Here is a 25,616-nt window from a genome sequence, read left to right on the forward strand (position 1 = left end):
AATGGATAAACATTGCGTCAATATTGCCGCTGAATTGCAGGACGCCGCCCGCGAATTGAGTGGCGACGTCGTCTGCACCTCACTGGGCAAACAGCGCCTTGCGCCCTGCCCCGACCAGCACCGTGTCCGCCTGCGGTGAGTGAATCCGGCTGCACAGCACGTCGCGGTAATGCCTCTCGAGCGGGTTGTTGCGGCTGATGCCCGGGTTGCCGGTCAGTTCCAGACCCAGCGCCACCGCCCGGATCGCATTCGCATTGGCGACATGCTTGATCAGGTTGGCCTCGGTGGAGGAGGGCAGCGCGCCTTCGTCGGCCGCCCGCGCCGCGCCTGCGATCAGGGCGCGGTTGGTGTAGAGCAGCGCCTCGATCTCGCCCAGCTTCTCCTGCACGCGCGGCAGGGTCGCCAACGCAGCCCCGAGGTTCGCGGGCACCCGCGCGTTGAGATAGCCGACCAGCCAGTCCCGTGCGGCGCGGGCGACGCCGTCGTAGATCGTGGCGATCGCCAGCGCGTTCCACAGGGCTTGCCCCGCCGCCGGTTCCCACTCGGCGGGAAGCCGGACATCGACCGCGTGTTCCGCCGGGATCGCCACGTCCTCGAACACGACCTTGTGGCTCACCGTGGCGCGCATGCCGAGGTGGTCCCACTCGGGCACGATGGTGATACCGGGCGTCGCCGGGTCCACGAGGAAGCTGCCAACGCGCGGGGCTACCTCGTCGGTGCGCGCCCAGACGACGAACCAGTCGAGCCCGGTGGATCCGGTGGAATAGATCTTCTCGCCGCTGATGCTCCAGCCTTGCGGGGTGCGCGTGGCGGTGGTCTTGGGCAGGCCCCCGCGCACCGGGGTGCCGAGTTCCGGCTCTACCCGGAACGTGCCGATCAGCCCGCGCCCCGCCACCGCCTCGCGCGCCAGTCTTTCGTAGAGCGGGCGCGGCCAGCGGGCGCCTTTCTCGGCGGCGTGGAAGGCATAAGTCATGAACAGGATCAGCGCAGTGGACGGCTCGCCCTCAGCCACCGCGCCCAGCACCCTCAGCGTATCGGCATAGCCCGTGCCCGCGCCGCCAAGCCGAGGATCGACGGTCAGGCCGATGAGGCCCGCCTCGGCCAGAATGGCGAAGTTGGCGCGCGGGAACGTGGCGGCGCGGTCGTGGTCCTGCGCGGTGACTGCCAGCCTGCGGGTGATCTCCTGCAAGGCGGCGTCATCGGGATGGCGCAGCGCAGCGGGTTCAAGTATACGGGTCGCCATCGTCGAAGCTCCGGAAGCACAAGGTGTCTGGCGCAACCTGTGTTCACTGCCGCCGCGTCGGGCAAACGAGTTCGGCGCGATCTGGCTTGAGAGTTTGTGGACTGAATTTCTGTTGAGATAGCTCAATAGTCACATTGCCATTGCCCGATAGTCTTGTCCGATCGCGGCGCTAGGCTTGGGGAGCAAGGATTGATCCTGCCGGGGCACTTCGCGTGAAACCCCCGGCGTGCGGGTCTCCATTTCCCTTCCAGCAAGCGAACCCGCATGACTTTCACGCCGCCTGACGACGACATCGCCGAACCCGAAGCCCCGCCGCCGCGTCCGCTCGTCAACCGGCGCAGCGTGCTGGCGGGCGGCGTGGTCGCGGCGGCGGGAGCGGCCGGGCTCTATGCCGCCGCGCGGCCCTCGCCGCTGCCGCGCAATGCGAAAGGGCAGCGCAAGATCACGCTGGCGTGGAATGCCAACGCCATCTGCCTCGCCCCCGCGCTGCTGGCCAAGGAGCAGGGCATTTACGAGCGCTTCGGCCTCGACGTGGAGCTGATGAACTTCGCCGGGTCCACCGATCAGCTGCTGGAAGCGATCTCCACCGGCAAGGCCGACGCCGGGGTCGGCATGATCCTGCGCTGGATCAAGCCGCTGGAGCAGGGCTTCGACGTGCGGCTGATCGCCGGCACCCACGGCGGCTGCATCCGCGTGCTCGGATCGCGACGGGCGGGGATCACCGATGCGGTGGAGAGCCTGCGCGGCAAGGCGATCGGCCTGTCGGAAATCACCGGCGCCGGTCGCAACGCGCTGGCAGTGCTGCTGAAGGCCAACGGCCTCGACCCGAACCGCGACGTCGAATGGAAGGCATTCCCCGCGCCGCTCCTCGCCGCCGCGGTCGAGAAGGGCGAGATCCAGGCTTTCGTCGATTCCGATCCTATCGCCTACGTGCTGCAGAAGAATTCGGGCGGCGATCTGGTGGAGGTGCTCTCCAACCTCTCGGCCCCCTGGCAGGACCGCGTGTGCTGCGTGCTCGGCGCCAGCGGCGACCTGCTGCGCCGCGACCGCGCCAGCGGCGTCGCGCTGGCACAGGCGCTGACGACGGCAGCCTCGATCTGCTCGCAGCAGCCCGAGGCAGTGGCCCGCGCCTTCGCGCCCTATGCCAAGGCCAGCGTCGAGGATCTGGTCGCGGTGCTGAAGATGCAGACGCACGATCACCACCCGGTCGGCCGCGATCTCCACAATGAGGTCGCGCTCTACGCCGGAGAGCTGCGCGACGTCGGCGTGATGAAGCCGACCACCGATCCACAGACCTTCGCCAGCCGCACCGTCGAACAGCTTTTCGCATGAAGGACACGCCATGAGCAGCAGCGCCCTCGCCCTATCGTCTGACGGCTTCGCCGCGCGCAGTGAAGAGGTGGTCGAACCGGCTTCTCCGCGCGCGCCGGTGTGGCGTGGCGGCATCTTCGCGGCGCTGGCATGGGCTGGCGCCGCCGGGGTCACCTGGACATGGCCTGACATCACCCCATGGTCGCGTTCGGGGCTGTTGGGTGCCTTTGAGTGCACGTTGAGTGCCGCCCTGTGCCTCCTTGCATTCGCCGGAAATCGCGGCCGACTGGCGGCGCTGCGGCCGTGGGATCGCTGGCTCGGCGCAGGCGCGGTGCTGCTCACATTGTGGCAGATCCTGACCGCAAAGACCGCAATTCTGCCGCTTCCGTTCTTCCCCCCACCCCAGTCGATCCTCGAAGTTTATACCGACGACAGCGCCAGATTGCTCGAAAGCGCGGCCCGTTCGCTGCTTCTGCTGCTGCCGGGCTATGCGATCGGCGGGGCGGTCGGTTTCGCCAACGGCGTCGCCATCGGCTGGTGGAAACAGGCGAGCTACTGGGGCCATCCGATCCTGCGTTTCGTCGGTCCGCTGCCTGCGACCGCATGGCTGCCGCTGGCGTTCTTCGTGTTCCCCGGATCGCAGAGCGCGAGCACCTTCCTGATCGCGCTGGCGACCGCCTTTCCGGTCGCGGTGCTGACGTCCTCGGGCGTCAAGGGCGTCAACGCGGCCTACTACGACATCGCCCGGACCCTCGGCGCGAGCGAGCGGTTCCTGATCCTCAAAGTGGCGATCCCGGCCGCGCTCCCGGACGTTTTCGTGGGCCTTTTCATGGGCCTCGGCGCATCGTTCGCGGTCCTGATCGTGGCCGAGATGATGGGCGTGAAGGCCGGGCTTGGCTGGTATCTCCAGTGGGCGCAGGGGTGGGCGGCCTATGCCAACCTCTACGGCGCGCTGATCGTGATGGCACTGTTGTTCTCGGGCCTCATCGCCCTCCTCTTCACCGTGCGCGACCGCGTGCTCGCCTGGCAGAAGGCAATCGTTCGATGGTAACTCTAGTCCATTCCCCCGCGACCCACGGCCTGTCCGTGCAGGCGCGCGGCGTCCACCACGCTTTCGACACGCCCGGCGGCCCGCTACCGGTGCTGGACGACGTCACCCTCGACATCGAGCCCGGCGAGTTCGTCGCCCTGCTCGGCCCCAGCGGCTGCGGAAAATCCACGCTTTTGCGCCTGCTGGCGGGGCTGGAGGCACCCTCCGAAGGCAAACTGGGGGCAGACAAGGTCCGCATCGTCGGCCCCGATCCGTCGCGGCTGCTCGTGTTCCAGGACCCGACGCTATACCCATGGCGCAGCGTGCACGGCAATGTCGCGCTCGGTCTCGAAGCGCAGGGCGTGGACCCACAGGAAGCCGCCGCGCGCATCGACCGGACCTTGCGCCTCGTCGGCCTCGAAGGCTTCGAGCAGGCCCTGCCGAGCGAACTTTCCGGCGGCATGGCGCAGCGCGCGGCGCTGGCCCGCGTGCTGGTGAACGACCCGCGCCTGCTGCTGCTGGACGAGCCTTTCGGCAAGCTGGATTCGCTGACCCGCATGACCCTGCAGACCGAGATCCTGCGCCTGTGGCGCAATGCCGGATTCACCGTGCTGCTGGTTACCCACGACGTCGAGGAAGCCCTGCTACTGGCCCAGCGCATCGTCGTGTTCAGCCCCCGCCCCGCCCGGATCGTGCGCGAGGTGACGATCGAGGAGCCCTACCCCCGCCACCGGGACAGTCCTGCCCTGCAAGCCCTGCGCCGCGACATACTGGGCTCGCTTGGGCATGAGCACGAATTTTGAAAGTACGGATGCCGTTGCGCGCAGCCGGGGCATCCCCGGGCGCGCCATCTCGGGCCGCCATGCCCGGACAGCGCGCCCGACATGCGCAGATTCAGGGCTTCGCTGACTTGCCCGTGGCATCCTCGGGCAGCGCGACGCCCTTCTGCGCCGCGTAGCGATCCCAATCCGCCACGAGTTCGGCCAGTTTGGCCGCATGGCTGGCGGCAAGGTCAGTGGTTTCGGCCGGGTCGGTCGCGAGGTTGAAGAGCTGCCACTTGCCCTCACCCACGCCGTCACGCGGGTAGGTCGAGCCGGACTTCGGCAGGTAGACCGCCTTCCAGTCGCCCTTGCGCAGTGCCCGGCGGTAGAAAAGTTCGGTGCCGATCGGCTCCTCGGGAGAGCGCACTTCGCTGGCCTTCTCGGCGAGGACCGGGACGAGACTGTGCCCCTCGAACGGAAGGATCGCGCGGCCCTTGTAGGTGGTGGGCTGGGTCAGCCCGGCAAGGTCGAGCAGGGTCGGCGCGATGTCAGTGACGCTGAGATACCCGCGCGCGATCCGGTTGCCGACGACGTCCTTGCCCGAGGCGAAAGCCGAAACCCGCGTGCCGCCTTCAGTGGGGTAACCCTTCACCAGCCAAGACGGCGTGCTGTTAGCCTGCGCCCATCCGGCGCCGTAGCCGACGTAGGAGGTCACGTTGCCGATGTTCTCCAGCCGGTTGTCGATGCCCAGCTTCTTTGCGCCGTCCGGCACGCCGCGCACCTGGAACGGAGCGTCGATCTCGCTGCCCTCGGGGCCGTTGTCCGACAGGAACACGATGACCGTGTTGTCGTACTGGCCGGTGCGCTTCAGTTCGGCGACCACGCGGCCGACGTTCTGGTCCATGCGGTCCACCATCGCCGCGTAGACTTCCATTTTGCGGGCCTCGAAAGCCTTCTGCTCGGCGGTCAGGCTGTCCCACGGCTTCACGCCGTCAAGCGCATGGGGCTGCTGGTCGAGCGCGACGAGGCCAAGCTTCTTCTGCCGCTCCAGCCGCTGCGCACGCAGCACTTCGTAGCCCGCATCGTAGCGGCCCTTGTACTTCGCGATCGTCTCGGCCGGGGCCTGCATCGGCCAGTGCGGCGTGGTGAAAGTGAGGTAGGCGAAGAACGGGCGCTTGTCAGCGGCCCCGTCATCGAGGAAGCCGATCAGCTTGTCGGCGAACTGGTCCGCCGAGTAGTGCCCGACCGGGAACTTCACCAGCTTGCCGTCCTGCCGGTAGAGCGAATTGGCCTTGGCCTTCGTCCAGGCCGCATTCTGGTCGGCGCCGAAGTGATTGCCCAGCCCCTGCAGCAGCGCGTAGGAATGGTCGAACCCGCGTGCCGCCGGGCCGCGATCCTCGGTGAGGCCGAGGTGCCACTTGCCCGACATCAGCGTGCGGTAGCCACCCTGCTGCAGCAGTTCCGCGATCGAGGCGACGCGGTCGTTGAGATAGCCTTCGTAGCCGGGCCGATCAGCAAAAGCGGCGGGGCGCGATTCCACCATCGTGCCGATCCCGGCCTCGTGGTTGTCCACACCGCTCAGCAGCATCGAGCGCGTGGGCGAGCAGGTGGGCGCGGTGTGGAAGCCGGTGAAACGCACGCCGCCGTTGGCCAGCGCATCGAGGTTCGGCGTCGCGATTTCGCTGCCGAAGGCGCCGAGGTCCGACCAGCCGAGATCGTCGGCAACGATGACGAGGAAGTTGGGCCGCGCAGCACTCTGCGCGGTGCCCGGAGCGGGCGCAGGCGCGGCGGGGAGCGCCTGCGCGGCGGCGGGACGGGTCATCAGGGTGCTCATGAGAGCGGCGGCGATCAGGGCGGCCTTGCGGGTCACGTCGGTTCCGTTCGTGGCGTTGCGTGGGAGCGCAAGACCTAACGAGAGCACCCCCGGCGGCCCACAAAGTTTTACTCTACCAGTTATGTAGAGAATCTTTGTTGCTGCACACAATGAGTTCTCTACTAAAACAGTTGAGTTTCAGGTGGCCGCCCGGTCGCCGGTCGCATCATGCAATGAGGGTCTTTTTCATGAACACGTTCCTGCGTGCCACTACGCTCGCCCTGCTCGGGTCGAGCGCGCTGGCTGCCGCCCCCGCATACGCCGACGAGGCGCCTGCCGCCGAAGCCGCTGCCGACGCAGAAGGTGGTGGAGGCCTCGATATCATGGTCACCGCCCGTCGCCGCAACGAGCGCATCCAGGACGTTCCGGTGGCCGCCAACGCCTTCGGCGGCGAGCAGCTGGCCGCGACACGCACTTACAACCTGCGCGATCTGCAGCAGTTGACCCCCAGCCTCGTCGTCACCAACACCAATCCGCGCAACACTAGCATCAACATCCGCGGCCTCGGCAACAATGTCTCGGTCTACAATGACGGGCTGGAACCGGCGGTCGGCGTCTATGTCGACCAGGTCTACCTCGCGCGGCCTGGACAGGCGGTGTTCGACCTCTCAGACGTGGAGCGCATCGAAGTGCTGCGCGGGCCGCAGGGCACGCTGTTCGGCAAGAACACTTCGGCGGGCGCGGTCGTCGTCACCACCAAGTCGCCCACGTTCGAGCCCGAGGCGGGCGGCGACGTGACCTTCGGGAACTACGATTTCCGGCAGGTTCACGCCTATACCAGCGGCGCGCTGGTGGACGATCTGCTGGCCGCGCGCCTCTACGTGTCAAAAACTGACCGCGACGGCTACATGACCAACCGCTATGACGGTTCGGACACGCAGGACTACCACGATTTCGGCCTGCGCGGGCAGCTGCTGTTCACGCCTGCCAGCAACTTCAAGCTGCGACTGATCGGCGACTATGGCCGCCAGCATTCCAAGACGGCGGCGGCGGTCCTAACCGGCGTGCTCACCCAGTACGACAACGGCACGACCTTCGCGAACAACTACTACGCCCGCGCCGCGCGCACCGGCTATACGCCGCTGCCGATCGATCCTTCGGCGCGGCAGGTCGATGTGGATGCCAACCCTCGCTACAAGATGAACCAGTGGGGCGTGACCTCGATCGCCGACCTCACGATTCCGGGCAACACGATCACCTCGGTCACCGCCTACCGCGCGTGGAACTGGTATCCGCACAACGACGGCGATTCCACCAGCCTCGACGCCGGCACCGACTTCCACCAGAGCAACGAGCAGCGCCAGTTCAGCCAGGAACTGCGCATCGCCTCGGAAGGCACGCGCAAGGTCGATTACGTCGCGGGCCTCTACTACTTGTGGCAGTCGATCGATGCCGAGGCGCTGAATGCCTATGGCAGCGATGCCGCCGCATGGTTCGTGGCGCCCAGCGTGGACCGCACCGCCGCTGCCGCCGCGCTCAACGGCTACACCATCCTCGGCCACTCGCGCCCGGTGACCAACAGTTACGCCGCCTTCGGCCAGACGATCTGGCACGTGACGCCCACGCTCGATCTCACCACGGGCCTGCGCTACACCTACGAGACCAAGACCGGCTGGTTCGAGCAGACTGCCACCGGCGCCAGCCTCGACGGGCTGACCACCGCGCAGTTGGCCGCCGCCAACTCGATCCGCTCGCGTTACGGCGTCGCCAATTCCTATTCCGCCAGCACCAAGGAAGGCCGCCTGTCCGGCTCGGCGACGCTGTCGTGGAAGGTCACGCCCGACGCGCTGGTCTACGCGACATTCGGGCGCGGCCACAAGTTCGGCGGCTTGAACCTTGCCAACATCGTGACGACGGGCGCCTTCGCCGCCGATCCGGTCATCAAGCCCGAGACGATCGACAGCTACGAACTGGGCGTGAAGACCGCGTGGTTCGGCAACAAGCTGACCGCCAACCTAGCCGCGTTCTGGACCGATGACAGCGATTACCAGACCACGGTGGTCGATGTGGAGCGCAACAACCAGTCCTACTTCACCAACGTCGGCAAAGTGCGCACGCGCGGTTTCGAGGCGGACTTGCGCGCAAATCCGGCGCCGTGGCTGTCGCTCTATGCCTCGGGCGCGTTCACCGATGCGAAGTACGTGGACTATCCCAATGCACCGTGCCCGATCGAGGTGACCGGGCAGACCACCTGCGATCTCAGCGGACGGCGTCTGCCGGGCGTGTCGAAGTGGGCGGCCTCGGCTGGCGGCGAAGCGCGTCAGGGCCTGGGCGAAGTGCTGGGCCGCGACAGCGAAGTCTACTTCGGCGCCGATTACAGCTACCGGTCGGACTTCAACACTACCGCCAGCCTTTCGCGCTATTCGCTGATCCCGGGCTATTCGCTGGTCAATGCGCGCATCGGCGTGCGGGCGCTCGACGGGGTACTCGACATACAGCTGTGGGCGCGCAACCTGACGGACAAGCTCTATTACCTCAGCCTGTCCGCCGGGACCACAGGCGCGGTGACCGGCACTCTGGGAGATCCGCGCACGTATGGCGTAACGCTCAGGACGAAGTTCTGAATCCGGAGTGGTCCCGCCACGGCATCTGGCAGAGTTCAATGCCGTGGCAAGGAACGAGCATCCGCACTCAAACGGACTTCGGTCGAGTTGACACTGGCCGGTCGATCACGCGGCGCAAGGTCGATGCTCGCTGTTAGCCTCCTACTCGGGGGCAAAGGGCGGCGCCCTCGCGAGGAGGACGCCGCAGCCGTTTGTCAGCCGTTCAACTTGTCCTTCACGGCCTTTGCGGGCGTAAAGGACAGCTTGCGAGCGGCCTTGATGGTCATCGCTTCACCAGTCGCGGGGTTACGACCTTCGCGCTCCGGGGTGTCCTTGACCTTGAACTTGCCAAAACCGTTTAGCGAGATTTCTTCACCCTTGGCCGCTGCGTCCGTGATCGCAACGAAAACGGCATCGACGATCTTGCGCGCGTCGGCCTTGGTGATGCCGGCATCGGTGGCAATGGTATCTGCGAGATCACTGTTGTTCATAAGCATTCTTCCTGTCGAAATAGGCTTCGAGGGACTGGCCCCATAACGATCCGCCATGCCCGCGTCACCTCAGGATCGACGGACGAAACTGCTGGGGCGTTCACTTCCCGGCTGGCGCTTGAACGGCATCCGAAGGATCTTCTTTCGGTATGCAAGCAATCCGGCTTGGGCTTGCCCGCCTCGCGCGGCGTTTTCGGCCCCTCCGCCGCATCCGGCGCAACGACTTCCCCGGCAGGCGTCTCACTGCGCCCCGCGCCTTTCCGCGCGATCTTGCGGGCAATGGCGCGTCGCTTTGCAGCGAAACCCGAGGAAACAATGGGATCACAACTGATGGCGGTGCCCCCGCGACGGCACCGCCATATCAGATTCAGTACTTCAGAGATAGCGTCGCAAAGGCGGAACGGCCAGGTGCGATGTTCACGAAGTGGGTGGTGTACGTGCGGTCATAATAGCGCTTGTTCGCCAGGTTCTGGACGTTCACGCGCAGCGCGATGTTGTCGCTCACATCCACTGCCGCCGTCGCATCGAAGCGCCAGTAGCCGGGGATCGAGCGGACGATCGTGTTATTGGTGCCGGCGATGATGGCATTGCCGAAACTGCCGTACTGCTTCGAGTTATAGATCGCTCCACCCCCTATCTGGAAGCGTTCGGCGATGTCGAAGGTAGTCCAGGTCGTGAAGCTATGCTTGGGCGTGTTCGGGAACGGCTTGTCCAGCGCGAATGCCGTGGTCGGTGTGACGTTGGTGCCGATGCTGCGCACCTCGGAGTCCATGTAGGTATAACCCCCGAAGATGCTCCAGAACGGTAGCGGTTTGCCGTTGAAGCCGATCTCAACACCCTGGATACGACGCTCGCCGACGTATTCGAGAAGGCCGTTGGCGCCGGTCGTGCGGGCGTTCTTGGTCTCGGTGCGGAACACAGCAAGGCTGAGGCCGACTGCGGAGTCCATGAAATCCCACTTTGTACCGATTTCATAGGACTTGGTGCCCTCCGCCTTGAGATCGTCCAGCGTGGTCAGCGCAATCGCGTTACCTTCCTGCCCTTCACCGACAAGACTGCCGGGCGGCGTGGTAGACTTGGCGTAGGACACGTAGAGGCTGCCGTTCGCCATGGGCTTGAACACCAGACCCGCCTGATAGTTCAGGAAGTTGTCTTTCTTCTCCAGAACCGGCGCGGCGGCGGTGGTCGGGATCGTGGTCTGGACCGTCTTGTACCAGTCGTTGCGAATGCCGAGGTTCAGCTTCAGCGAGTCCGAGAAGCTGATCGTGTCCAGCGCATAGATCGCATAAGTCGTCGCCTCGGTCTTGGCCGTGGCAGCGCTGCGCGTGATCGGAACCCCCGTCGTGCCGCCGACCGGAATGTTCTGCCAGTTGTCATAGGGGTTCGGGTTGAACAGGCTGGTGCAATTGAACGCCGCCTGCTGCGCAGCGCTGCAACGGCCGGCACCCGTGTTGACCGACGTGACGTTGGTATTCACCGCGAAGTTGCCGCGCCTGGACTGCTCCCAACTCGCCTCGGCACCCACCGAGAACGAATGTTCGATACCACCGGTGTCGAAAGTGCCCGACAAGTCGATCTGGCCGACCATCGAGTCGACGTCGCTCCAGCGCGAATTCGCACGACGCCAGACGAGTCCGTTCTGCACATTGCCCTGGCTGTCGTCGGGCTGGGTGATGATGTAGGACTGCTTGGCGTTCGCGTACTTGGCGGTGCCCCGCAGCTTGACCCGATCCGAGAGGTCATGTTCGGCACGCATGAGAAGCTCGTCCACGTTGGTCTTGCGGAAGTCGCGGTTGGCGAGCCCATAGAACGTGCTGCGATCGACCTTCTGGCCATTCACGACCTCGGCAGGGCCGATGTGCAGGAGGCCGGTCGAGGTGACCTGACCTGCGGAACGCTCGAAGGGAATGCCCGGATCGGGGATGTCGTCGCTTTCGAGGTGATAATAGTTCACGAAGGCACGGGTCGAGGTGCCGAGCCCTAGTGCCGCTGAGGGCGAGATGCCCCAGCGGTTGTAGGTGACGACATCGCGCTTGGCGACGTCGGCGTCGTGCCACATGCCGTTCAGACGGATCGCGGCGGTCTCGGCGATCTGGTAGTTCGCATCGATCGTCGCGCGCTTGTAGTCGTCGGTGCCGTAGCTGAGATCAGCGCGGGCGTCGGTGCCCAGATGCGCCATCTTGCTGACGAGATTGAGACTGCCACCGGCACTGCCGCGACCGCCCATGGTGGAATCGCCGCCCTTGACCACTTCGATCTGCTCGACCGCGAAGATTTCGCGCGACTGCCCGCCGACGCTGCGGATGCCGTCAATGTACGTGCTGCCCTGTGCGTCAAAACCACGGATGAAGGGGCGGTCGCCCTGCGGGTTGCCGCCCTCACCGGCACCGAACGTGATGCCCGGCACTGTGCGCAGCGCTTCGACGAAGGTGGTCGAGCCGCTTTCGCGGATCACTTCGGAGGGCAGGACGACGATCGACTTGGGCGTGTCGAGCAGCGGCGCAGTGTACTTCGGCGAGGCGGCGCGGTCGACCTTGTAGGGGGTCTCCTCGATCGCGGTGTCGGAAACGGTCACGCCGCCGAGGTTCGGAGTTGCTTCTTCCCTGGCTTCCTGCGCGAGTGCGGGTGCGGGCGTGGACGCGAAACCGACACAGGCGAGCGCCAGGTAGGCCGGGGCGACCCGGGAGGGTGAACGACGGATACGGGAATTGGACAAGAGAGCCCCCTTGGTTGGATTAACACCTGATTTATTTGAATTTTCGCCGGCGGATCGCGGCGTCGATGACGAGGTCTAGGATGCAAGCATCGCGCCCGAGGCCCCCGGTTTCCGATACAGGCCCAGTGCAACCCGTTCGACGTATCCACGTCGGCACAGGCGGCTCAGCTTCTGGGTGGAGATGCCGAGCGCGCGGAATTGCGCAGCAGTGGCGAACCGGCAGCGATCGACAAGGGCAAGCGCCCGCGCCTCCGCGCTTTCGGCACTGGCATCCGGCGCCGGTTCCAATGTCATATCACATTGAAATTCCATACGAAAACAGTCTTCCCGCTCAATCCTGTCATCAGCAAGAAGCGACCGCCCGGGCAGGCGACGCTCTTCTTGCAGCAGCTGGTCGGCGAAGGCGCGCAGGGCCTGCTGGAAGGGATTGGCCTTGTGAAGATGGACCGATTGCGACGGACGCTGGAGCATCGACAGCCAGCTCAGGATGGCGATTTCGTCGTCGCTGACGAAGCGGGACTGCTCTCGGAACACGACAAGATCGTTGGTTTCCACCTCTACCGCGAGGCGTTCGAGTATGCGACGGAGGGGGGACTGAACGACGCCTAAGGCGCACTGAGCGTCACAGGCCGTGCGCAAAAGAGCAACGACGCGACGTTCAAGCAGGGTAAGCACGCTGAGAGGACGGCCCGCTCGACGCGCGGCGATCGAGCAGGTGCCCGGTCGATCACCCGACCCATCGATCGTCTGCTTTTGCATTTTCCCTCACGGCCTGGCGGCATCATTTGTTGATAGTGAATATTAATAGCGACTATGGGCTTATGCAGGCTGAACAGTACGGTTCAGATTCCGTTTTGATTTGTCGCAGCGGGGCATTCAGGTTCGGTTGGGGGGCACGGAGTATGAGCGACAGGGTACAAAGACACGCCGGGCATAGGGACGCCACCGATATGAAGCTGCTTCCGCGCTCGATCCGCGCCCGGTTGCTGATGGCCGGACTGGCGCTGACCGGCGTTGCGCTGCTGCTGGCCGCCGTGCTGATCCGCGAAGGTGTCTACGATCTGGTGCGCCGCAGCCTCAATGAGCGACTGGACGGGCAGATTGCCCTGCTGCTGCGCAGCTTACGGGCGGACGGAACCGTGGACGCGGCGATGCTGTCCGAACTCGGCCCCTTTACGCAACACCGACGTGGCTGGGGCTGGCAGATCGAGACCCCGACCCGGGTCTATGCATCGCGCGATGTGCCGAGGCTCGACGACATCAGCTGGGAAGGACCGCCAGGACGCGAGGGGCATTTCCGGGGAGGTGACGAAAGCCTGCTCGCGGGCCGCACCCCGAATTCCTACGTGCGCACGCTGGAGAACCGGACACCTGCCGGAACCATCCGCATCACCGCATTCGCACCCGCCCGGATGTTCTCCGGCATGCTGGAAAAGGCGCTGACGCCGATCCTGCTCATCCTTGGCGGGCTGAGCGGCGCGCTACTGGCGGCAACGTTCGCGCAATTGCACTTCGGCCTGGCGCCTCTGGCCCGGTTGCAGAGGGCACTGACTGCGGTGCGCGACGGTACGCTGGATCGCGTACCCATGCGCCAGCCCGCCGAGCTTGCCCCGCTCGCGCATGAGCTCAATGCCCTGCTGGACGAGAACGAGGCCGCACTCGCGCGCGCCAGAGGCCACGTTTCCAACCTTGCGCACGGCCTCAAGACGCCGCTGGCGACACTGAGCATCCGCGTGGCGGAGCCGGGTTGCGATCCGTCCGGACAGCTTGGTGAACTGGTCGGGCAGATCGATGGCGCGATCCGTCATCACCTCGGTCGCGCCCGCGCCGCGTCGCCGGGATCACCGGGCGGCGCACCGGTGCCGCTTTCCGCCGGTGTGGACGAACTGGTGCTCGCCCTCGGGCGCATCCATGCGGACCGTCACATCGCGTTCACCGCTGGCATCCCCCCCAACCTTGCCGTCAAAAGCGACCCGCAGGATCTGGCCGAGATGCTCGGCAACCTGCTCGACAATGCGTGGAAGTGGGCCGCGCGCGAGATTCGCCTGTCGGCGCATGAGGCAGGCAACATGGCCCGCATCGTCATTGAGGACGATGGCCCCGGCCTGTCCGCCGAGGCCATCGATCAGGCGCTGGTGCCAGGCAGCCGCCTGGACGAGCGTGAGGACGGCCATGGTTTCGGCCTGCCCATCGCACGCGAACTCGCAGAGCTGCACGGCGGTTCGCTCGAACTCGATCGTTCGCCGATGGGCGGTCTGCGCGTCTGCCTCAGGTTGCCGCGCTGAGCGGGAACGTGATCGCACCGGAGACAACCATTTTCGTCATTCCCGCGAAGGCGGGAATGACGGAGAAAGTAGGACTGCTACGTGAATTCACTGGATCGCCAGACGATTCCTCATTCGGCCGTCAGCAGATAGCCGCGTCCGCGAATGGTACGGATCATGTCCGCGCCGATCTTGCGCCGCAAGCGGCCGACGATGACTTCCAGCGAGTTGGAATCGACGTCGGCATCGTATTCGTAGACCCGGTCGAGCAGTTCGCGCCGATCCACAACCGTGTCCTTGCGCAGCATCAGCGCCGACAGCACGCGCCACTCGAACGCGGTCAGCCGTACCGGCAGGCCGTCCTTCTCGAAGTGACCCAGTTGCACGTCGAACACCAGCGCACCGCAAGCGACTTTGTTCGATGCATGGCCGCCGGACCGGCGCACCAGCGCACGCAGGCGCAGGATCAGTTCCTGCACGCGGAACGGCTTGATGAGGTAATCGTCCGCGCCCGCCTTGAACCCGGCGACCTTCTCCGCCCAGGCATCGCGGGCAGTCAGGATCAGCACGGGAAGCCCCTGCCCTTCCGCCCGCCACGATTGCAGTACCGTCAGCCCATCCACCTTGGGTAGGCCAAGGTCCAGCACGGCCGCGTCGTATCGCTCGGTCGATCCCAGATGGCGGCCATCCTCTCCGTTCGCGGCGACGTCCACCGCGAAGTTCTCCGCTCTAAGGGCACGGGCGATTTCATCGCTGAGGGCCGCGTCGTCCTCGATCACCAGTATGCGCATCGGGCTTGCGATAGTGCGAAAACCGGGGGCGGACCAGCGGGAATGGAACAGTCTTCACCGATTGCGGCGGCAACGTAAGGGGCAGCACAGCCAAAAGCAGGTCCGGAAAACCGTCAATGCGCCGTGGCTCCGATCCCGATTTCCACAGCGAAGCCCCGCCAATCGTCCAGTATTCGCGCATCCCCACCGTGCGCCTGTGCGATGGCCCGCACCATGCTCAGGCCCAGCCCGTGCCCCGCCGCCGAACGGGCGAATTCCGCGCGGGCGAACCTGTCGAACAGGCGCGGACGCTCCGCTGCGGGGGCACCGGGGCCATCGTCGGCAACGGTGATCCGGACCAGCCCCTCCCCGTCCCGGACGCTCACGGTGACGGCAGTTCCCGTCGGGGTATGACGCAGGCAATTGTCGAGCAGGTTGGTAAGCGCCTGGCTTATCAGCCGCCGGTCGCCCACGATTTCCATTCCGGAGGGCGCAACAAGATGCAGCGAACGCCCGCCGTCGTCGAAATCCGGGCGATAGGTCTCCACCATCTGATCGATCAGGATCGACAGATCGAACCGCTCCTTCGGCAGCCTGTCCGACATGCCTTCGATTTCCGCGATGCGCAGCAGGGCGGAGAATATCGCGAGTATGTCGTCCATCTGCGCTCGCGCGCGGTCGATCTGGGCCACTCGCGCTTCGTCCCCGGTGGCCTCGGCTATGCTGTCAAGGCTTGCATGGAGGCGGGTCAGCGGCGTGCGCAGGTCATGGGCGATGTCGCTGGACACCTGCCGCAGATTGTCCATAAGCGTCTCGATGCGATCGAGCATCCGGTTCAGCGTCCCGGACAGCCGATCGAATTCGCTGTCCGACCCATCGCGCGGGATCCGGCGCGCAAGGTCGCCCGCGATGATCGCCTGCGCGGTCGTGTCGATGCGGTTCAGACGGTGGCGGATCGTCCAGCCGAGCAGCAGCGCCATCGCCGCTCCTGCCAGCGCGATCACCGTCAACGCCCCGGCGAACAGCAGGCCCATCGTGCGATCGATCTGGTCAAGATCGGCGCGGTCCGCGGCGACCACCAGCACGCCCCCCGGGACGACCGTCGTCAGCGACTGGCCGATCCGCCCGTCGCCCGAGGGGAGACGGTAGTGGAAGAACTCCTCGAAACCCGTCTTCCCGGGCACCATGGCGTTCACGGACCCAGCCAGTTTCGTTCCCCCGTCATCGACCAGAAGGTATTCCGGGCTGGCAGTGGAGCGCGCGGCATTGCGCCGGACGATCGCCGCCGCAAGCGCCGGCAGACCGCCACCCTCCGCTTCCGCAAGCAGGCCTGAAGTCTCCGCAGCTATACGGTGATCGAGTTGCTCCTCCAGGGCTTCATGCGTGATCTCGTAGGCGACTGCACCGATGGCGGCCGTCGCCAGCGCGAAGCCCAGCGCCGTGATCGCGATCAGCCCCGGTGTCGTGCGCCAGATCCTGCGCAGCATTCAACCGCCCCGCAACATGTAGCCTGCACCCCGGATCGTCTCGATGGCGTCCTCATCGAAGCCTGCGTTCAGCTTGGAGCGCAGGCGGCTGACGTGTGTCTCGACGATGTTGGTCGTGGGGTCGAAGTCGAAATCCCACACCCGTTCGAGCAGCATGGTGCGCGTCATGACGCGGCGCGGATTGCGCATCAGTTCGGCGAGGATCGAGAATTCGCGCGGTTGCAGTGCGATGCGCATGCCGCCACGTTCGACGGTCCGTTGATGCAGGTCGAGGACGATGTCCCCCACCGCCAGACGGTGCGCCTCGGCCCGAACCGCGGGCCTGCGTCCCAGTGCGACGATGCGGGCGGACAGTTCGGAAAAGGCGAAGGGCTTGACCAGATAATCGTCGGCACCGGCCGTCAGCCCCTCCACGCGATCGCTGATCCCGCCGATCGCCGTCAGCATCAGCACCGGCGTATCGTTCGACGCCCCGCGCAGCGCCTTGAGCACGGAGAGACCATCAAGATCAGGCAGCATGCGATCGACCACGATCACGTCGAGTGCGCCGTCCATGGCCTGATACAGCCCATCCCGACCATTGCCTGCCAGCACTACCGCATGGCCAAGCTCCCCCAGCCCGCGACTTATGAAGCGCGCGGTCTCCTCGTCGTCTTCGATTATCAGGATTCGCATGGGGCCAGACTAGCGCGGAGCGGGCTCGGTGCGCCAGCCACCGCCGAGCGCGCGGAACAGCGCGACTTCGGCCTGCGCCACAGCGCGATCGCTCTGTGCCTTGTCCAGCCGGGCGCTGGCCAGCGTCCGCTCCGCATCGACCTGAAGCAGCCCCGCCGCGTCGCCCAGCCTGACGCGCGCAGCGGAACGACGGGCGTAGGCCTGTGCCTCCCGCGCCGCATCGGCCAGCAGCCTGTTGCGACGGACCTGCGCATCATAATCCGCCAGCCCCGTCTCCACTTCGCGCAGGGCCTTGAGCACCGCCACGTCCCACCCCGCGAGCGCGGCCTGTTCGGAGGCGCGTGCCTGCGCGATCTTCGCCCGCGCGGGTGCCTGGTTGGGAAACGCCCAACTGACGAGCGGCGCGGCGACGGCATCGACCGCTCCCGTCAGCAGGCCCAGTGCCCCACCCAGATTGACCTTCGGATAGAGGTCGGCCCGAGCCACGCCGACCCGCGCCGCAGCCGCCGCCAGCCTGCGCTCCGCTTCACGTATATCCGGGCGACGCAGCAGCAGCGCCGCGCCATCGCCGACCGGGGCCGTCCGGATGTGCGGCGCGGCGGCGCAGGCAATCGTATAGCGCCGCGCCTCGGCGGGTGGACGGCCTTGCAGCGTGGCGATGCGGTAGAGCGCGCCCATGCGCTGCGCCTCGAAAGGCGGGATGGCGGCGCGCGTTGATGCGGCGAGTGTCGCGGCCTGCAAAACTTCCAGTGGCGAGACTTCACCCGCCGCCAGTTGCTCGCGCACCAGCGCCACGGCCCGGTCCTGGGCAAGGGCGATGGCTTTCGCTTCGCCGATGGCCTGTGCGGAGGCGCAGAGTTCCAGGTAGGCCTGCACGGTATCGGCGACTACGGCCACCTTCACCGCGTCGCGCGCGGCGGCCTGCGCTTCGGCATCAGCCCGGGCGGCAAGAGCGCCGGTGCGCAGGCGGCCGAACAGGTCGATGTCCCAGCTTGCGGTGGCGGCAATGTCCCAGTCGCTTGCGGACACCGACGCCGCACTAGGCTGGTTCGCGCTGTTGTCGACGGTGAGGCCGCTTTCAACGGTCGTCACCGGCAGCCGCGCCGCCTGTGCCTGCCTCAGCCCCGCACGCGCCGCGTAGAGATTGGCGTAGGCGACGCGCAGGTCCGCGTTGGCGGAAAGGGCACGCACCACGAGTTCATCGAGTTGCGGGTCTTCGTAGAGCCGCCACCAGTCGTCCGGAACAGGTGCGATGGAAGCGACCGGCGTGTTGGCGAACGGTCCGCTAGCGGCGGCAGGTGTGGCCGGAACCTGTGGCTCTGGCGCGGTCATGCAGGCCGACAGGGCGAGCGCCAGCATCGGCCCGGAGCAACGGGCCAGCTTCATGCCGCAACCTCCGACCGCACCACATCGCCGCCACCATAGCGGCCATATAGCGCAGGCATAAGGAAGAGGTTGAGCATGGTAGACGAGATGAGCCCGCCGAGGATGACGATGGCCATCGGGTGCTCGATCTCGTGGCCCGGCGCATTGCCCGCTACTATCAATGGTACCAGGGCGAGGCCCGCGCAGGCCGCCGTCATGAGGATCGGCACGAGCCGCTCTTCAGCCCCGCGCAGCACCAGTTCGCGACCGAAGGTCACACCTTCCTCGCGCTCCAGATGGCGATAGTGGGACAGCAACATGATCCCGTTGCGCGCAGCGATGCCGATCACCGTCACGAAGCCCACCAGCGAGCCGAGCGACAGCACCCCGCCCGTCAGTGCCACCGCGACCACTCCGCCGACCAGCGCGAAGGGCAGGCTGACACCGACCAGCATGGTGATCCGGCGCGAGCGGAACTCTATCCACACCAGCAGCAGCACGCCGATCAGGCACAGCGCCCCGGTGGTCCACAGGCGCTGGCGGGATTCCTGCAGCGCCGCGTATTCGCCCAGCACTTCGGGATGATAGCCTGCCGCGAACCTTACCTTGCCGACTTCAGCCTCGACCGCACGGGCAACGGTGCCGAGATCGGTGCCGGAGACGTTCAGCGTGACGTCCAGTCGCCTCTGCCCGTTCTCGCGCTTCACCTCGTTCGGCGCGGGGACGATCTCGACATCGGCGACATCGGCCAGGCGGGCCGGAGCCCCGGTCGGCGACTGGATCATCAGATCGCGCAGGGTATGGACGTTGCCGCGCACTGCGGGCTCACCCCAGAGCGTCACATCGAAGGCGCGCTGGTCGCGGTAGATCTCACCCACCTTCTGCTGGGCCACCAGCGTCTGCGCCTGCCGCCGGACCTCGCCCGCGGTCAGGCCGAGCCGCGCGAGGTCGTCTGCGCGCGGACGGATGCGCAGTTGGGCGACGAACACCTGGCTTTCCAGCTTGAGATCGGAGACCCCCCGCACGCCCGCCACGGCATCGCGCACCCGCTGTCCCGCCGCGCGCAACTCGTCCTGATCGGGGCCGTAGATGCGCACGACGATGGTCGCACCCGCACCGGTCAGCACTTCCTTGATGCGTTCGCGCAGGTACGTCAGCACGTCTCGGAACAGGCCCGGATAGCCGTCAACCACCGCCTTGATGCGCGCGACCGAGGCATCGTAGTCGGCTTTCTCGTCAAGGCTGATCCACAGTTCGGTAAAGTTGGGGCCGACCACCTCGTCCGCCTGTTCCGCGCGCCCGATATGCGCACCGAAGTTGCGCACACCGGGGATCGAGCGCAGATCCTTCGACGCGCGGATCGTCACACGGTCCATCGCCTCGATCGACGTGCCGGGCTTCTCTACGAAGTGCATCAGGAAATCGGTCTCGCGAAAGTCTGGCAGGAACTGATCCTTGAAAGTCGCGTAGCCGGCGCCCGACAGGAGCAGCCCGCCCGCAACGACGCATATCACCACGCAAGGCCGTGCTATCACGCGCGGCAACGCTCCCAAGTAGCGCCGCTTGAGCCAGCCGACGAAGCGTGTGTCGCGCTCCTGCATCAGCGGTGCATTCGGCAGCAGCATCAGGCACATCGCTGGCGTCACCGTCAGCGCCACCAGCAGCGACGCCGCAATGGCCAGCACATAGGCGATAGCGAGCGGCTGGAAGAACGTCCCCGCCAGCCCGCCGAGAAAGAAGATCGGCAGGAACACCAGCATCACGATCAGCGAGGCGAACACCACCGCCGAACGCACCTCCAGCGAGGCGGCAAGCACAACCTGGAAGGCGGGCTGCGGTGTTTCCAGTTCACGATTGAGGCGAAGGCGGCGGGCGATGTTCTCGACGTCGATGATGGCGTCGTCCACCACCTCGCCCAGCGCGATGACAAGACCCGCGATCACCATGACGTTGATCGTCGCCCCGCTCCACAGCAGCACTAGCCCCGCCGCCAGCAGCGACAACGGGATCGCGGCGAGGCTGATGACGGCCTGCCGCCAGTCGCGCGTGAACAGGAACAGCACCACGGCGACAAGGGCACACCCGATCAGCAGAGCGCGCGTCAGGTTGTCGATCGAACGTTCGATGAAAGTGGCGGGGCGGAAGATCGTGGTGTCCACCTTCACATCGCCCAATCCCGGCTGCAGTTCGCCGATAGCCGCCTCCACGGCGCGGGTGAGTTCGAGGGTGTTGGCCGTCGGCTGCTTCTCGACAATGAGCATGATGCCGGGAACATCGTCGATGATCGCGTTGCCGATCGGAGGAGCATGGCCGTCCGCCACGCGCGCGACGTCGCCGATACGCACGGAGGCGTCGCCCGTCTGCTTGATGACGGCCTGCGACAGTTGCGTTGCATCCCGGACCATGCCCGTCTGCTGCACGGCGATACGCTGGTTGGGCGTATCGACGAACCCGCCGCCGCCCACCAGCACTGCATCGCCGGCAGCCGCGCGCACTTCGGCCAGCGTCACGCCGGAGGCGCGCAGGCGGTCGGGATCGACAAGCACCTGCAATTGCCGGTCGCGCTGGCCCCACACCGCCACGTTGGCGACGCCGGGCACGGCCATCAGGCGCGGGCGGATGGTCCAGCGCACCATTTCCGACAGCTTCATCTGATCGAGCGTTTTCGACGTGAGGCCAATCTTCATCGCCCGGCTGGTCGAGGACAGCGGCGGCATCAGCACCGGCTGGCGGGCAGCGAGCGGCAGGCGCGCCTGCACCTGCGTCACCCGCTCGCCCACCATCTGCCGCGCGCGCATCACATCGCTGCCGCGCTCGAACAGGATCTGAACGGAGGACAGGCCGAGCACCGACTTGGAGCGCAGCGTCATCAAGCCCGGCACGTCGTTAACCGCCGTCTCGACCGGCACGGTGACCAGACTTTCGACTTCCTCGGTCGAAAGGCCGGGCGCCTCCGTCTGGATCTCGACCATCGGCGGAGCAAACTCGGGGAACACGTCGAGCGGCACATCCCGCCCGGCGCGCATGCCGAGCACGACAAGAAGCACCGCCAGCGCAAGGACGAGCGCCCGCTGGACGAGGGCGAAGCGAACGAGACCGGCCAGCATCAGTGCGCCGCTCCGAACTCGGTGCCGAACAATTCGGCGGCCCCGACCGTCACGACCTCGACCCCCGCTTGCAATCCACGCGACAGCAAGGCGCGGCCATCTTTCTCCGAGGCAACCTCGATCCGCTGGCGCACGAACGTGTCCTTGCCGGTCCGGCAATAGACCCATTCGCCGCCGTAGATATCCCGCAGTATCGCGGAAGACGGCACCGAAAGGCCGCGGCTCTGCCCCGTCAGCGGAAGATCGACCGATACCCGCTGGCCCACGCGGAAGGCGCGGTCGCGATTGTCGAGCGTGTAATAGATGTCGACCGTGCCCGCCGTGCCATTGGCCGAGGGCGGAGCCTGTACTGGCTGGGCCGCGCGCGATTCACCTTCGGAGCCCAGCGGTCGCACCATGGCCTTCGCACTCCGGGCAAGACCGGCCAGATCACTCGCGAAGACCGAAGCACGCACCCACAGATACGCCTGGTTGCCAAGCGCCCCGACCGCCGGGCCGAGCAGCCGTCGCTGCTGGCGTGCCGCATCGGCGGCCGCATCCGCAGCGGCGAGCGCCGCGGCAGCCTCATCGCGCGCGCGGACGCTGCCCGCTTCCTCGCGAACGAGCGCTTCCGCCCGGTTCAGCGCGATATGCGCCAACCGCGCCTGTGCCCGGGTCCGGGCCACCTCGCCATCGGCAACCGCCTGCCCGGAACCGATCTGCTGCAGGTTACTGAGCGAATTGGTCGGCACGCCATTGGCCGTCATCGGCGGCACCACGATCTCGCCCGCCGCCTGCCGCACGCGCCGCGCCGAGCGGCCGCCCACCCGCTCCGTCTCGATGCCGAGCCGCCGCTGCGCCCCGGGCGTCAGGGTGAGTTTCAGAAGTTCCGTCTCATGCGCGATCAGTTCGGCGTGAGCAGGCGGCGGCGCCGACTTCGATCCGCTATCGCCGCAGCCTGCGGCAATAACGGGAAGAGCGAGGAATAGCAGGTTACGCATTGCGGCGCCGTACCGCACCGTCATTGGGCGCACCTTGATGGGACTATACAATTTCCCAATGTCGCGAAAAGGGTGTCCGTTCTCGATCAAACATGCGCGTTGGTTCAATAGACCGGGCGACAGGCTTACGAGGCGGAGGCTGTATTGATCAGAGGCTTCGGGAAGACGATCCCGCTGACGAAATGAGCGGTTACCCCACCGACGATCTGCGAGATGACGAAGGCAGGCATGCAGATCGGGGCGATGCCGGCGAAACTGTCGGTCATCGATCTGGCGATTGTAATGGCGGGGTTTGCGAAACCTGTCGACGACGTGAACCAGTAGGCCGCCACGATATAGAGGGCGACGCTGGCCGGTACGCTGTCGGGGCGCATCCGCGCGGTCCCGATAATTGTCAGGACCAGCCCGAAAGTGGCCATCGCTTCGCCAACCCACTGGCCCGGGCCGCCGCGCAGCCTGGTCGAGATTTGGAAGATCGGCAGGTCAAACATCAGGTGCGCCAGCCACAGGCCAAGCAAGCCGCCAACGAACTGCGCGACGACGTATGACAACGCCATGTCAGTTCGGATATGGCCGCGCAGGCGCATGACCAAAGTGACCGCCGGGTTCATATGGGCGCCGGACACCGGCCCGAGCATCGAGATGAGGACAAACAGGATCGCGCCCGTCGCAACGCTATTTCCCAGCAGAGCGACGGCGACATTCCCACCAGCCAGACGCTCAGCCATGATCCCGGAGCCGATGACCGTCGCGAACAGTATTAAGCTACCGAGCGCCTCAGCCAATATCGCCCGGTGGCTCATGCGGGCTCGATGCGGTTGCCGGCAGCATCGACGACCTGTTCGCCATCTTCCTTGGCGAAAGCGCTGCGCTGCTTCACGGGCAGGATGTCCAGCACCGCCTCCGAAGGTCGGCAGAGTTTCACTCCAAGCTGCGTGACGACCAGCGGGCGGTTGATCAGGATGGGATGCGCGACCATCGCGTCGACAAGGGCATCGCTGCCGAGCGCCATATCGTCGAGGGCAAGTTCGGCATAGGGTGTCCCCTTCTCGCGCAACAGGTCACGAGGCGTAATTCCCGCGCGATCGATCATCTCGACGAGGAGCGCTCGTGTCGGGGGCGTCTTCAGATATTCGATGACATGGGGCTCGATACCGGCGTTGCGGATCATGGCCAGGGCATTGCGGGACGTCCCGCAGTCCGGATTATGGTAGATAATGACGTCGGCCATGGTCTGATCCTTCAGCAGCAGGTGAGTTCGGCGAGGAGCGGCTCGCAAAGGTCGGCGCGGCCACCGCAACAGTCCCTGGCGAGGAAGAGCATAAGGCCGCGCAGTACATCGATGCTCACGCGCTGTATCTGCTGTCGGCCGCGCTTTTCCGGGATCACCAGGCCTGCCTTCACCAATACCGCCAGATGTGTGGAGAAAGTGCTCTGGCTCAGGCCGCTCGCCTCGACCAACTGCCCCGTCGACAGGCCTTCCGGCTCATGCTCGACCAGGAGCCTGAAGGTGGACAGTCGCGTCGGATGCCCGAGCGCCGTGAGAATCGAAAGGGCCTTTTCGGTTTTCATCCATCGGAAATATTCGATGGAATAGCGATCCGTCAACAACCCATCGTGCATTTCCGATGCAACTCATATTCATCTGACCGCCAGCGCCCGGTGTGATTGCGTGAAAGGAATATCAGCCTGCGCAACGAGCCCATAAAACCGGGACTTGACCCTGTAGTGACTACAGGCCCCTATGAGCGCTCCGTGCCCTTCTGTTCATGTCGGGCAAGAATGGGGGAATCGTGCGATCGATATTTCATGGCGATAGGGTCGATACCTGTGCGCAAGTGCCCCGGACGGATCGTCTTTCGCGCAGACGCTGCGCAGCCGACGCTACGATCTGGGCCTCACGGCCGAAACACCGCTGGAAGGCATCGGTACGCTGCATCTGCGAGCCTCGGGCGTCACCCAGTCGCATCGCCATGTCTTTGGCGACACGGTCGAGAATGACCACCACCGCACGGCATTTACCAAGGCATCGATCGGCGGCAAGGCAGGTGCGACGTCATGGCTGGCGGACGCTGCGGTCCAGTTGGACGATTATCGCTCGAGAGCCTTGCCCGCTTTCGACTATAGTTACACCGTACCCGCGCTGTTCGTGCAGGGTGAACAGGAATTGGCCGACAGGCTGACGTTGACAGGCAGCCTGCGCTGGGACGCCCATAGCGACTATGGCTCTCGCGTCAGTCCACGGCTTTCCGCACTTTATCGGGCCGATCCCTGGACGATCCGCGCTTCGCTGGGGCGCGGCTTCTACGTGCCGACGCCGTTCGTCGAGGAAACGGAGGCCAACGGCCTCGCGCGGCTGCTGCGTTATGGAAAGCTCAAGGCGGAGATCGCCGACAGGTGCTGGATAACGTGAGCCTGTTCCTCAATGCCGAAAACCTGCTCAATGTTCGGCAGACGAAGTACGATCCGCTGCTCCTGCCACGCCGGGCAGCGACAGGTGCGTGGACGGTAGATGCCTGGGCAACGATCGATGGCTTCGTCCTCAACGGCGGGGTGCGGTTCCGCTTCGGCGGGGGATGGATGCGCCCCTCGGTTCGCCGCGAGGCGGGGGATGATCTGCCACCCGCCCGACAACGCCAGCACGGCCATGACCACCGCGACCACGATGTCCGGCTGCAGCGCCTAAAGCCAGATCAAGGCACCCACCATGCAGAAGTCCGGCAATACTTCCGTGGTCGGCGAACTGATCAAGAACGTGTCCAACTACTCCGGTTCGCTGTTCCTCGGATATCGCGTGCCGATGATCGAGGGCCGCTGGTTTCTGCGGGCATTTTCCATATCGGACGCAGAGCCGTCAACGCGCTCAACCAAGGCTTCCTGCCGAGCTACGAAACGTTCGCTTTGGGCGTCGATCGGATCGAGCCTGCCCGCACAGGGACTTCCGGCCCCGGTCCGGCTCAGCATCTGCACCCATATTCCGTGAAAGGGCAGCCTGAGCGC

General features: G+C 65.9%; 21 protein-coding genes. 7 read left to right on the forward strand and 14 right to left on the reverse strand.

Features of this window, described 5'->3' with window-relative positions; translation table 11 throughout:
* Positions 1-79: 79 nt before the first annotated feature.
* Entirely contained in the window at positions 80-1,243 is a 1,164-nt protein-coding gene (locus ACODRZ_RS06215) for an acyl-CoA dehydrogenase family protein (protein ID WP_488971277.1), read from the reverse strand.
* 264 nt (positions 1,244-1,507) lie between these two features.
* Between ACODRZ_RS06215 and ACODRZ_RS06220 the strand changes: the two genes are divergently transcribed.
* The 3 genes from ACODRZ_RS06220 to ACODRZ_RS06230 are packed head-to-tail and all read left to right on the forward strand — an operon-like array spanning position 1,508 to position 4,387.
* Positions 1,508-2,575, forward strand: a complete 1,068-nt coding sequence (locus ACODRZ_RS06220) for an ABC transporter substrate-binding protein (protein WP_488971276.1) — start codon at positions 1,508-1,510, stop codon at positions 2,573-2,575.
* A 10-nt stretch (positions 2,576-2,585) separates the two neighbouring features.
* On the forward strand, positions 2,586-3,605 hold the full coding sequence (locus tag ACODRZ_RS06225; RefSeq protein ID WP_488971275.1) for an ABC transporter permease: 1,020 nt from the start codon (positions 2,586-2,588) through the stop codon (positions 3,603-3,605).
* Positions 3,599-4,387 (forward strand): ABC transporter ATP-binding protein, encoded by a 789-nt coding sequence (locus ACODRZ_RS06230; RefSeq protein ID WP_488971274.1) that lies wholly within the window; start codon positions 3,599-3,601, stop codon positions 4,385-4,387. Before ACODRZ_RS06225 ends, ACODRZ_RS06230 begins: the two co-directional genes overlap by 7 nt.
* Positions 4,388-4,478: 91 nt before the next feature.
* On the opposite strand, the gene ACODRZ_RS06235 is transcribed toward ACODRZ_RS06230, so the two are convergent.
* On the reverse strand, positions 4,479-6,179 hold the full coding sequence (locus ACODRZ_RS06235; RefSeq protein WP_488971290.1) for an arylsulfatase: 1,701 nt from the start codon (positions 6,177-6,179) through the stop codon (positions 4,479-4,481).
* A 227-nt stretch (positions 6,180-6,406) separates the two neighbouring features.
* On the opposite strand from ACODRZ_RS06235, the gene ACODRZ_RS06240 reads away from it, so the two are divergent.
* Positions 6,407-8,782, forward strand: coding sequence for a TonB-dependent receptor (locus ACODRZ_RS06240; protein ID WP_488971273.1), 2,376 nt, complete (start codon positions 6,407-6,409; stop codon positions 8,780-8,782).
* Between the two features lie 194 nt (positions 8,783-8,976).
* On the opposite strand, the gene ACODRZ_RS06245 is transcribed toward ACODRZ_RS06240, so the two are convergent.
* From ACODRZ_RS06245 to ACODRZ_RS06255, 3 genes are all read right to left on the reverse strand, one after another.
* Positions 8,977-9,252 (reverse strand): HU family DNA-binding protein, encoded by a 276-nt coding sequence (locus ACODRZ_RS06245; RefSeq protein ID WP_488971272.1) that lies wholly within the window; start codon positions 9,250-9,252, stop codon positions 8,977-8,979.
* Between the two features lie 367 nt (positions 9,253-9,619).
* A complete protein-coding gene (locus ACODRZ_RS06250; protein ID WP_488971271.1) occupies positions 9,620-11,968 on the reverse strand; it encodes a TonB-dependent receptor in 2,349 nt (782 codons plus the stop codon).
* Positions 11,969-12,043: 75 nt separating this feature from the next.
* Positions 12,044-12,727: a type IV toxin-antitoxin system AbiEi family antitoxin domain-containing protein gene (locus ACODRZ_RS06255; RefSeq protein ID WP_488971270.1), complete on the reverse strand. Its 684-nt coding sequence runs from the start codon at positions 12,725-12,727 to the stop codon at positions 12,044-12,046.
* 191 nt (positions 12,728-12,918) lie between these two features.
* On the opposite strand from ACODRZ_RS06255, the gene ACODRZ_RS06260 reads away from it, so the two are divergent.
* The gene (locus tag ACODRZ_RS06260) at positions 12,919-14,253 is read left to right on the forward strand and encodes a sensor histidine kinase (RefSeq protein WP_488971269.1); all 1,335 of its coding nucleotides are present in this window, start codon (positions 12,919-12,921) and stop codon (positions 14,251-14,253) included.
* A gap of 110 nt (positions 14,254-14,363) precedes the next feature.
* Here the strand turns inward: ACODRZ_RS06260 and ACODRZ_RS06265 are convergent, their stop codons facing one another.
* The 9 genes from ACODRZ_RS06265 to ACODRZ_RS06305 form a co-directional block, all read right to left on the reverse strand.
* On the reverse strand, positions 14,364-15,023 hold the full coding sequence (locus tag ACODRZ_RS06265) for a response regulator (RefSeq protein ID WP_488971268.1): 660 nt from the start codon (positions 15,021-15,023) through the stop codon (positions 14,364-14,366).
* 113 nt (positions 15,024-15,136) lie between these two features.
* A complete protein-coding gene (locus ACODRZ_RS06270; RefSeq protein ID WP_488971267.1) occupies positions 15,137-16,489 on the reverse strand; it encodes a sensor histidine kinase in 1,353 nt (450 codons plus the stop codon).
* Positions 16,490-17,164 (reverse strand): response regulator transcription factor, encoded by a 675-nt coding sequence (locus tag ACODRZ_RS06275; protein ID WP_488971266.1) that lies wholly within the window; start codon positions 17,162-17,164, stop codon positions 16,490-16,492.
* 9 nt (positions 17,165-17,173) lie between these two features.
* Positions 17,174-18,550, reverse strand: coding sequence for an efflux transporter outer membrane subunit (locus tag ACODRZ_RS06280; RefSeq protein WP_488986174.1), 1,377 nt, complete (start codon positions 18,548-18,550; stop codon positions 17,174-17,176).
* Complete coding sequence (locus ACODRZ_RS06285; RefSeq protein WP_488971264.1) at positions 18,547-21,636, reverse strand: efflux RND transporter permease subunit; 3,090 nt, start codon at positions 21,634-21,636, stop codon at positions 18,547-18,549. Before ACODRZ_RS06285 ends, ACODRZ_RS06280 begins: the two co-directional genes overlap by 4 nt.
* Positions 21,636-22,616 carry an efflux RND transporter periplasmic adaptor subunit gene (locus tag ACODRZ_RS06290; protein WP_488971263.1) on the reverse strand — a complete coding sequence of 327 codons (981 nt, stop codon included), beginning with the start codon at positions 22,614-22,616 and terminating at the stop codon, positions 21,636-21,638. Before ACODRZ_RS06290 ends, ACODRZ_RS06285 begins: the two co-directional genes overlap by 1 nt.
* A gap of 125 nt (positions 22,617-22,741) precedes the next feature.
* A complete protein-coding gene (locus ACODRZ_RS06295; protein WP_488971262.1) occupies positions 22,742-23,419 on the reverse strand; it encodes an aquaporin in 678 nt (225 codons plus the stop codon).
* Complete coding sequence (gene arsC / locus ACODRZ_RS06300; protein WP_488971261.1) at positions 23,416-23,847, reverse strand: arsenate reductase (glutaredoxin); 432 nt, start codon at positions 23,845-23,847, stop codon at positions 23,416-23,418. The genes ACODRZ_RS06295 and arsC overlap by 4 nt, the downstream gene beginning before the upstream one ends.
* A gap of 11 nt (positions 23,848-23,858) precedes the next feature.
* The gene (locus ACODRZ_RS06305; protein WP_488971289.1) at positions 23,859-24,188 is read right to left on the reverse strand and encodes an ArsR/SmtB family transcription factor; all 330 of its coding nucleotides are present in this window, start codon (positions 24,186-24,188) and stop codon (positions 23,859-23,861) included.
* 460 nt (positions 24,189-24,648) lie between these two features.
* On the opposite strand from ACODRZ_RS06305, the gene ACODRZ_RS06310 reads away from it, so the two are divergent.
* Both ACODRZ_RS06310 and ACODRZ_RS06315 read left to right on the forward strand, forming a co-directional pair.
* Positions 24,649-25,029 carry a TonB-dependent receptor domain-containing protein gene (locus tag ACODRZ_RS06310; protein WP_488986190.1) on the forward strand — a complete coding sequence of 127 codons (381 nt, stop codon included), beginning with the start codon at positions 24,649-24,651 and terminating at the stop codon, positions 25,027-25,029.
* A 294-nt stretch (positions 25,030-25,323) separates the two neighbouring features.
* A complete protein-coding gene (locus ACODRZ_RS06315; protein ID WP_488971260.1) occupies positions 25,324-25,599 on the forward strand; it encodes a hypothetical protein in 276 nt (91 codons plus the stop codon).
* Positions 25,600-25,616 lie beyond the last annotated feature (17 nt).

It is taken from the genome of Novosphingobium sp. FG90, from assembly GCF_057808725.1.

Excerpts from the sequence above, each read along its gene's own strand:
- ACODRZ_RS06295 (WP_488971262.1), bottom strand. The coding sequence starts at position 23,419 with ATGAGCCACCGGGCGATATTGGCTGAGGCGCTCGGTAGCTTAATACTG.
- ACODRZ_RS06225 (WP_488971275.1), top strand. The coding sequence starts at position 2,586 with ATGAGCAGCAGCGCCCTCGCCCTATCGTCTGACGGCTTCGCCGCGCGC.
- ACODRZ_RS06265 (WP_488971268.1), bottom strand. The coding sequence starts at position 15,023 with ATGCGCATACTGGTGATCGAGGACGACGCGGCCCTCAGCGATGAAATC.
- ACODRZ_RS06240 (WP_488971273.1), top strand. The coding sequence starts at position 6,407 with ATGAACACGTTCCTGCGTGCCACTACGCTCGCCCTGCTCGGGTCGAGC.
- ACODRZ_RS06215 (WP_488971277.1), bottom strand. The coding sequence starts at position 1,243 with ATGGCGACCCGTATACTTGAACCCGCTGCGCTGCGCCATCCCGATGAC.
- ACODRZ_RS06290 (WP_488971263.1), bottom strand. The coding sequence starts at position 22,616 with ATGCGTAACCTGCTATTCCTCGCTCTTCCCGTTATTGCCGCAGGCTGC.
- ACODRZ_RS06255 (WP_488971270.1), bottom strand. The coding sequence starts at position 12,727 with ATGCAAAAGCAGACGATCGATGGGTCGGGTGATCGACCGGGCACCTGC.
- ACODRZ_RS06305 (WP_488971289.1), bottom strand. The coding sequence starts at position 24,188 with ATGAAAACCGAAAAGGCCCTTTCGATTCTCACGGCGCTCGGGCATCCG.
- ACODRZ_RS06260 (WP_488971269.1), top strand. The coding sequence starts at position 12,919 with ATGAAGCTGCTTCCGCGCTCGATCCGCGCCCGGTTGCTGATGGCCGGA.
- ACODRZ_RS06270 (WP_488971267.1), bottom strand. The coding sequence starts at position 16,489 with ATGCTGCGCAGGATCTGGCGCACGACACCGGGGCTGATCGCGATCACG.
- ACODRZ_RS06245 (WP_488971272.1), bottom strand. The coding sequence starts at position 9,252 with ATGAACAACAGTGATCTCGCAGATACCATTGCCACCGATGCCGGCATC.
- ACODRZ_RS06285 (WP_488971264.1), bottom strand. The coding sequence starts at position 21,636 with ATGCTGGCCGGTCTCGTTCGCTTCGCCCTCGTCCAGCGGGCGCTCGTC.
- ACODRZ_RS06275 (WP_488971266.1), bottom strand. The coding sequence starts at position 17,164 with ATGCGAATCCTGATAATCGAAGACGACGAGGAGACCGCGCGCTTCATA.
- ACODRZ_RS06235 (WP_488971290.1), bottom strand. The coding sequence starts at position 6,179 with ATGAGCACCCTGATGACCCGTCCCGCCGCCGCGCAGGCGCTCCCCGCC.
- arsC (WP_488971261.1), bottom strand. The coding sequence starts at position 23,847 with ATGGCCGACGTCATTATCTACCATAATCCGGACTGCGGGACGTCCCGC.
- ACODRZ_RS06230 (WP_488971274.1), top strand. The coding sequence starts at position 3,599 with ATGGTAACTCTAGTCCATTCCCCCGCGACCCACGGCCTGTCCGTGCAG.
- ACODRZ_RS06315 (WP_488971260.1), top strand. The coding sequence starts at position 25,324 with ATGCAGAAGTCCGGCAATACTTCCGTGGTCGGCGAACTGATCAAGAAC.
- ACODRZ_RS06220 (WP_488971276.1), top strand. The coding sequence starts at position 1,508 with ATGACTTTCACGCCGCCTGACGACGACATCGCCGAACCCGAAGCCCCG.
- ACODRZ_RS06280 (WP_488986174.1), bottom strand. The coding sequence starts at position 18,550 with ATGAAGCTGGCCCGTTGCTCCGGGCCGATGCTGGCGCTCGCCCTGTCG.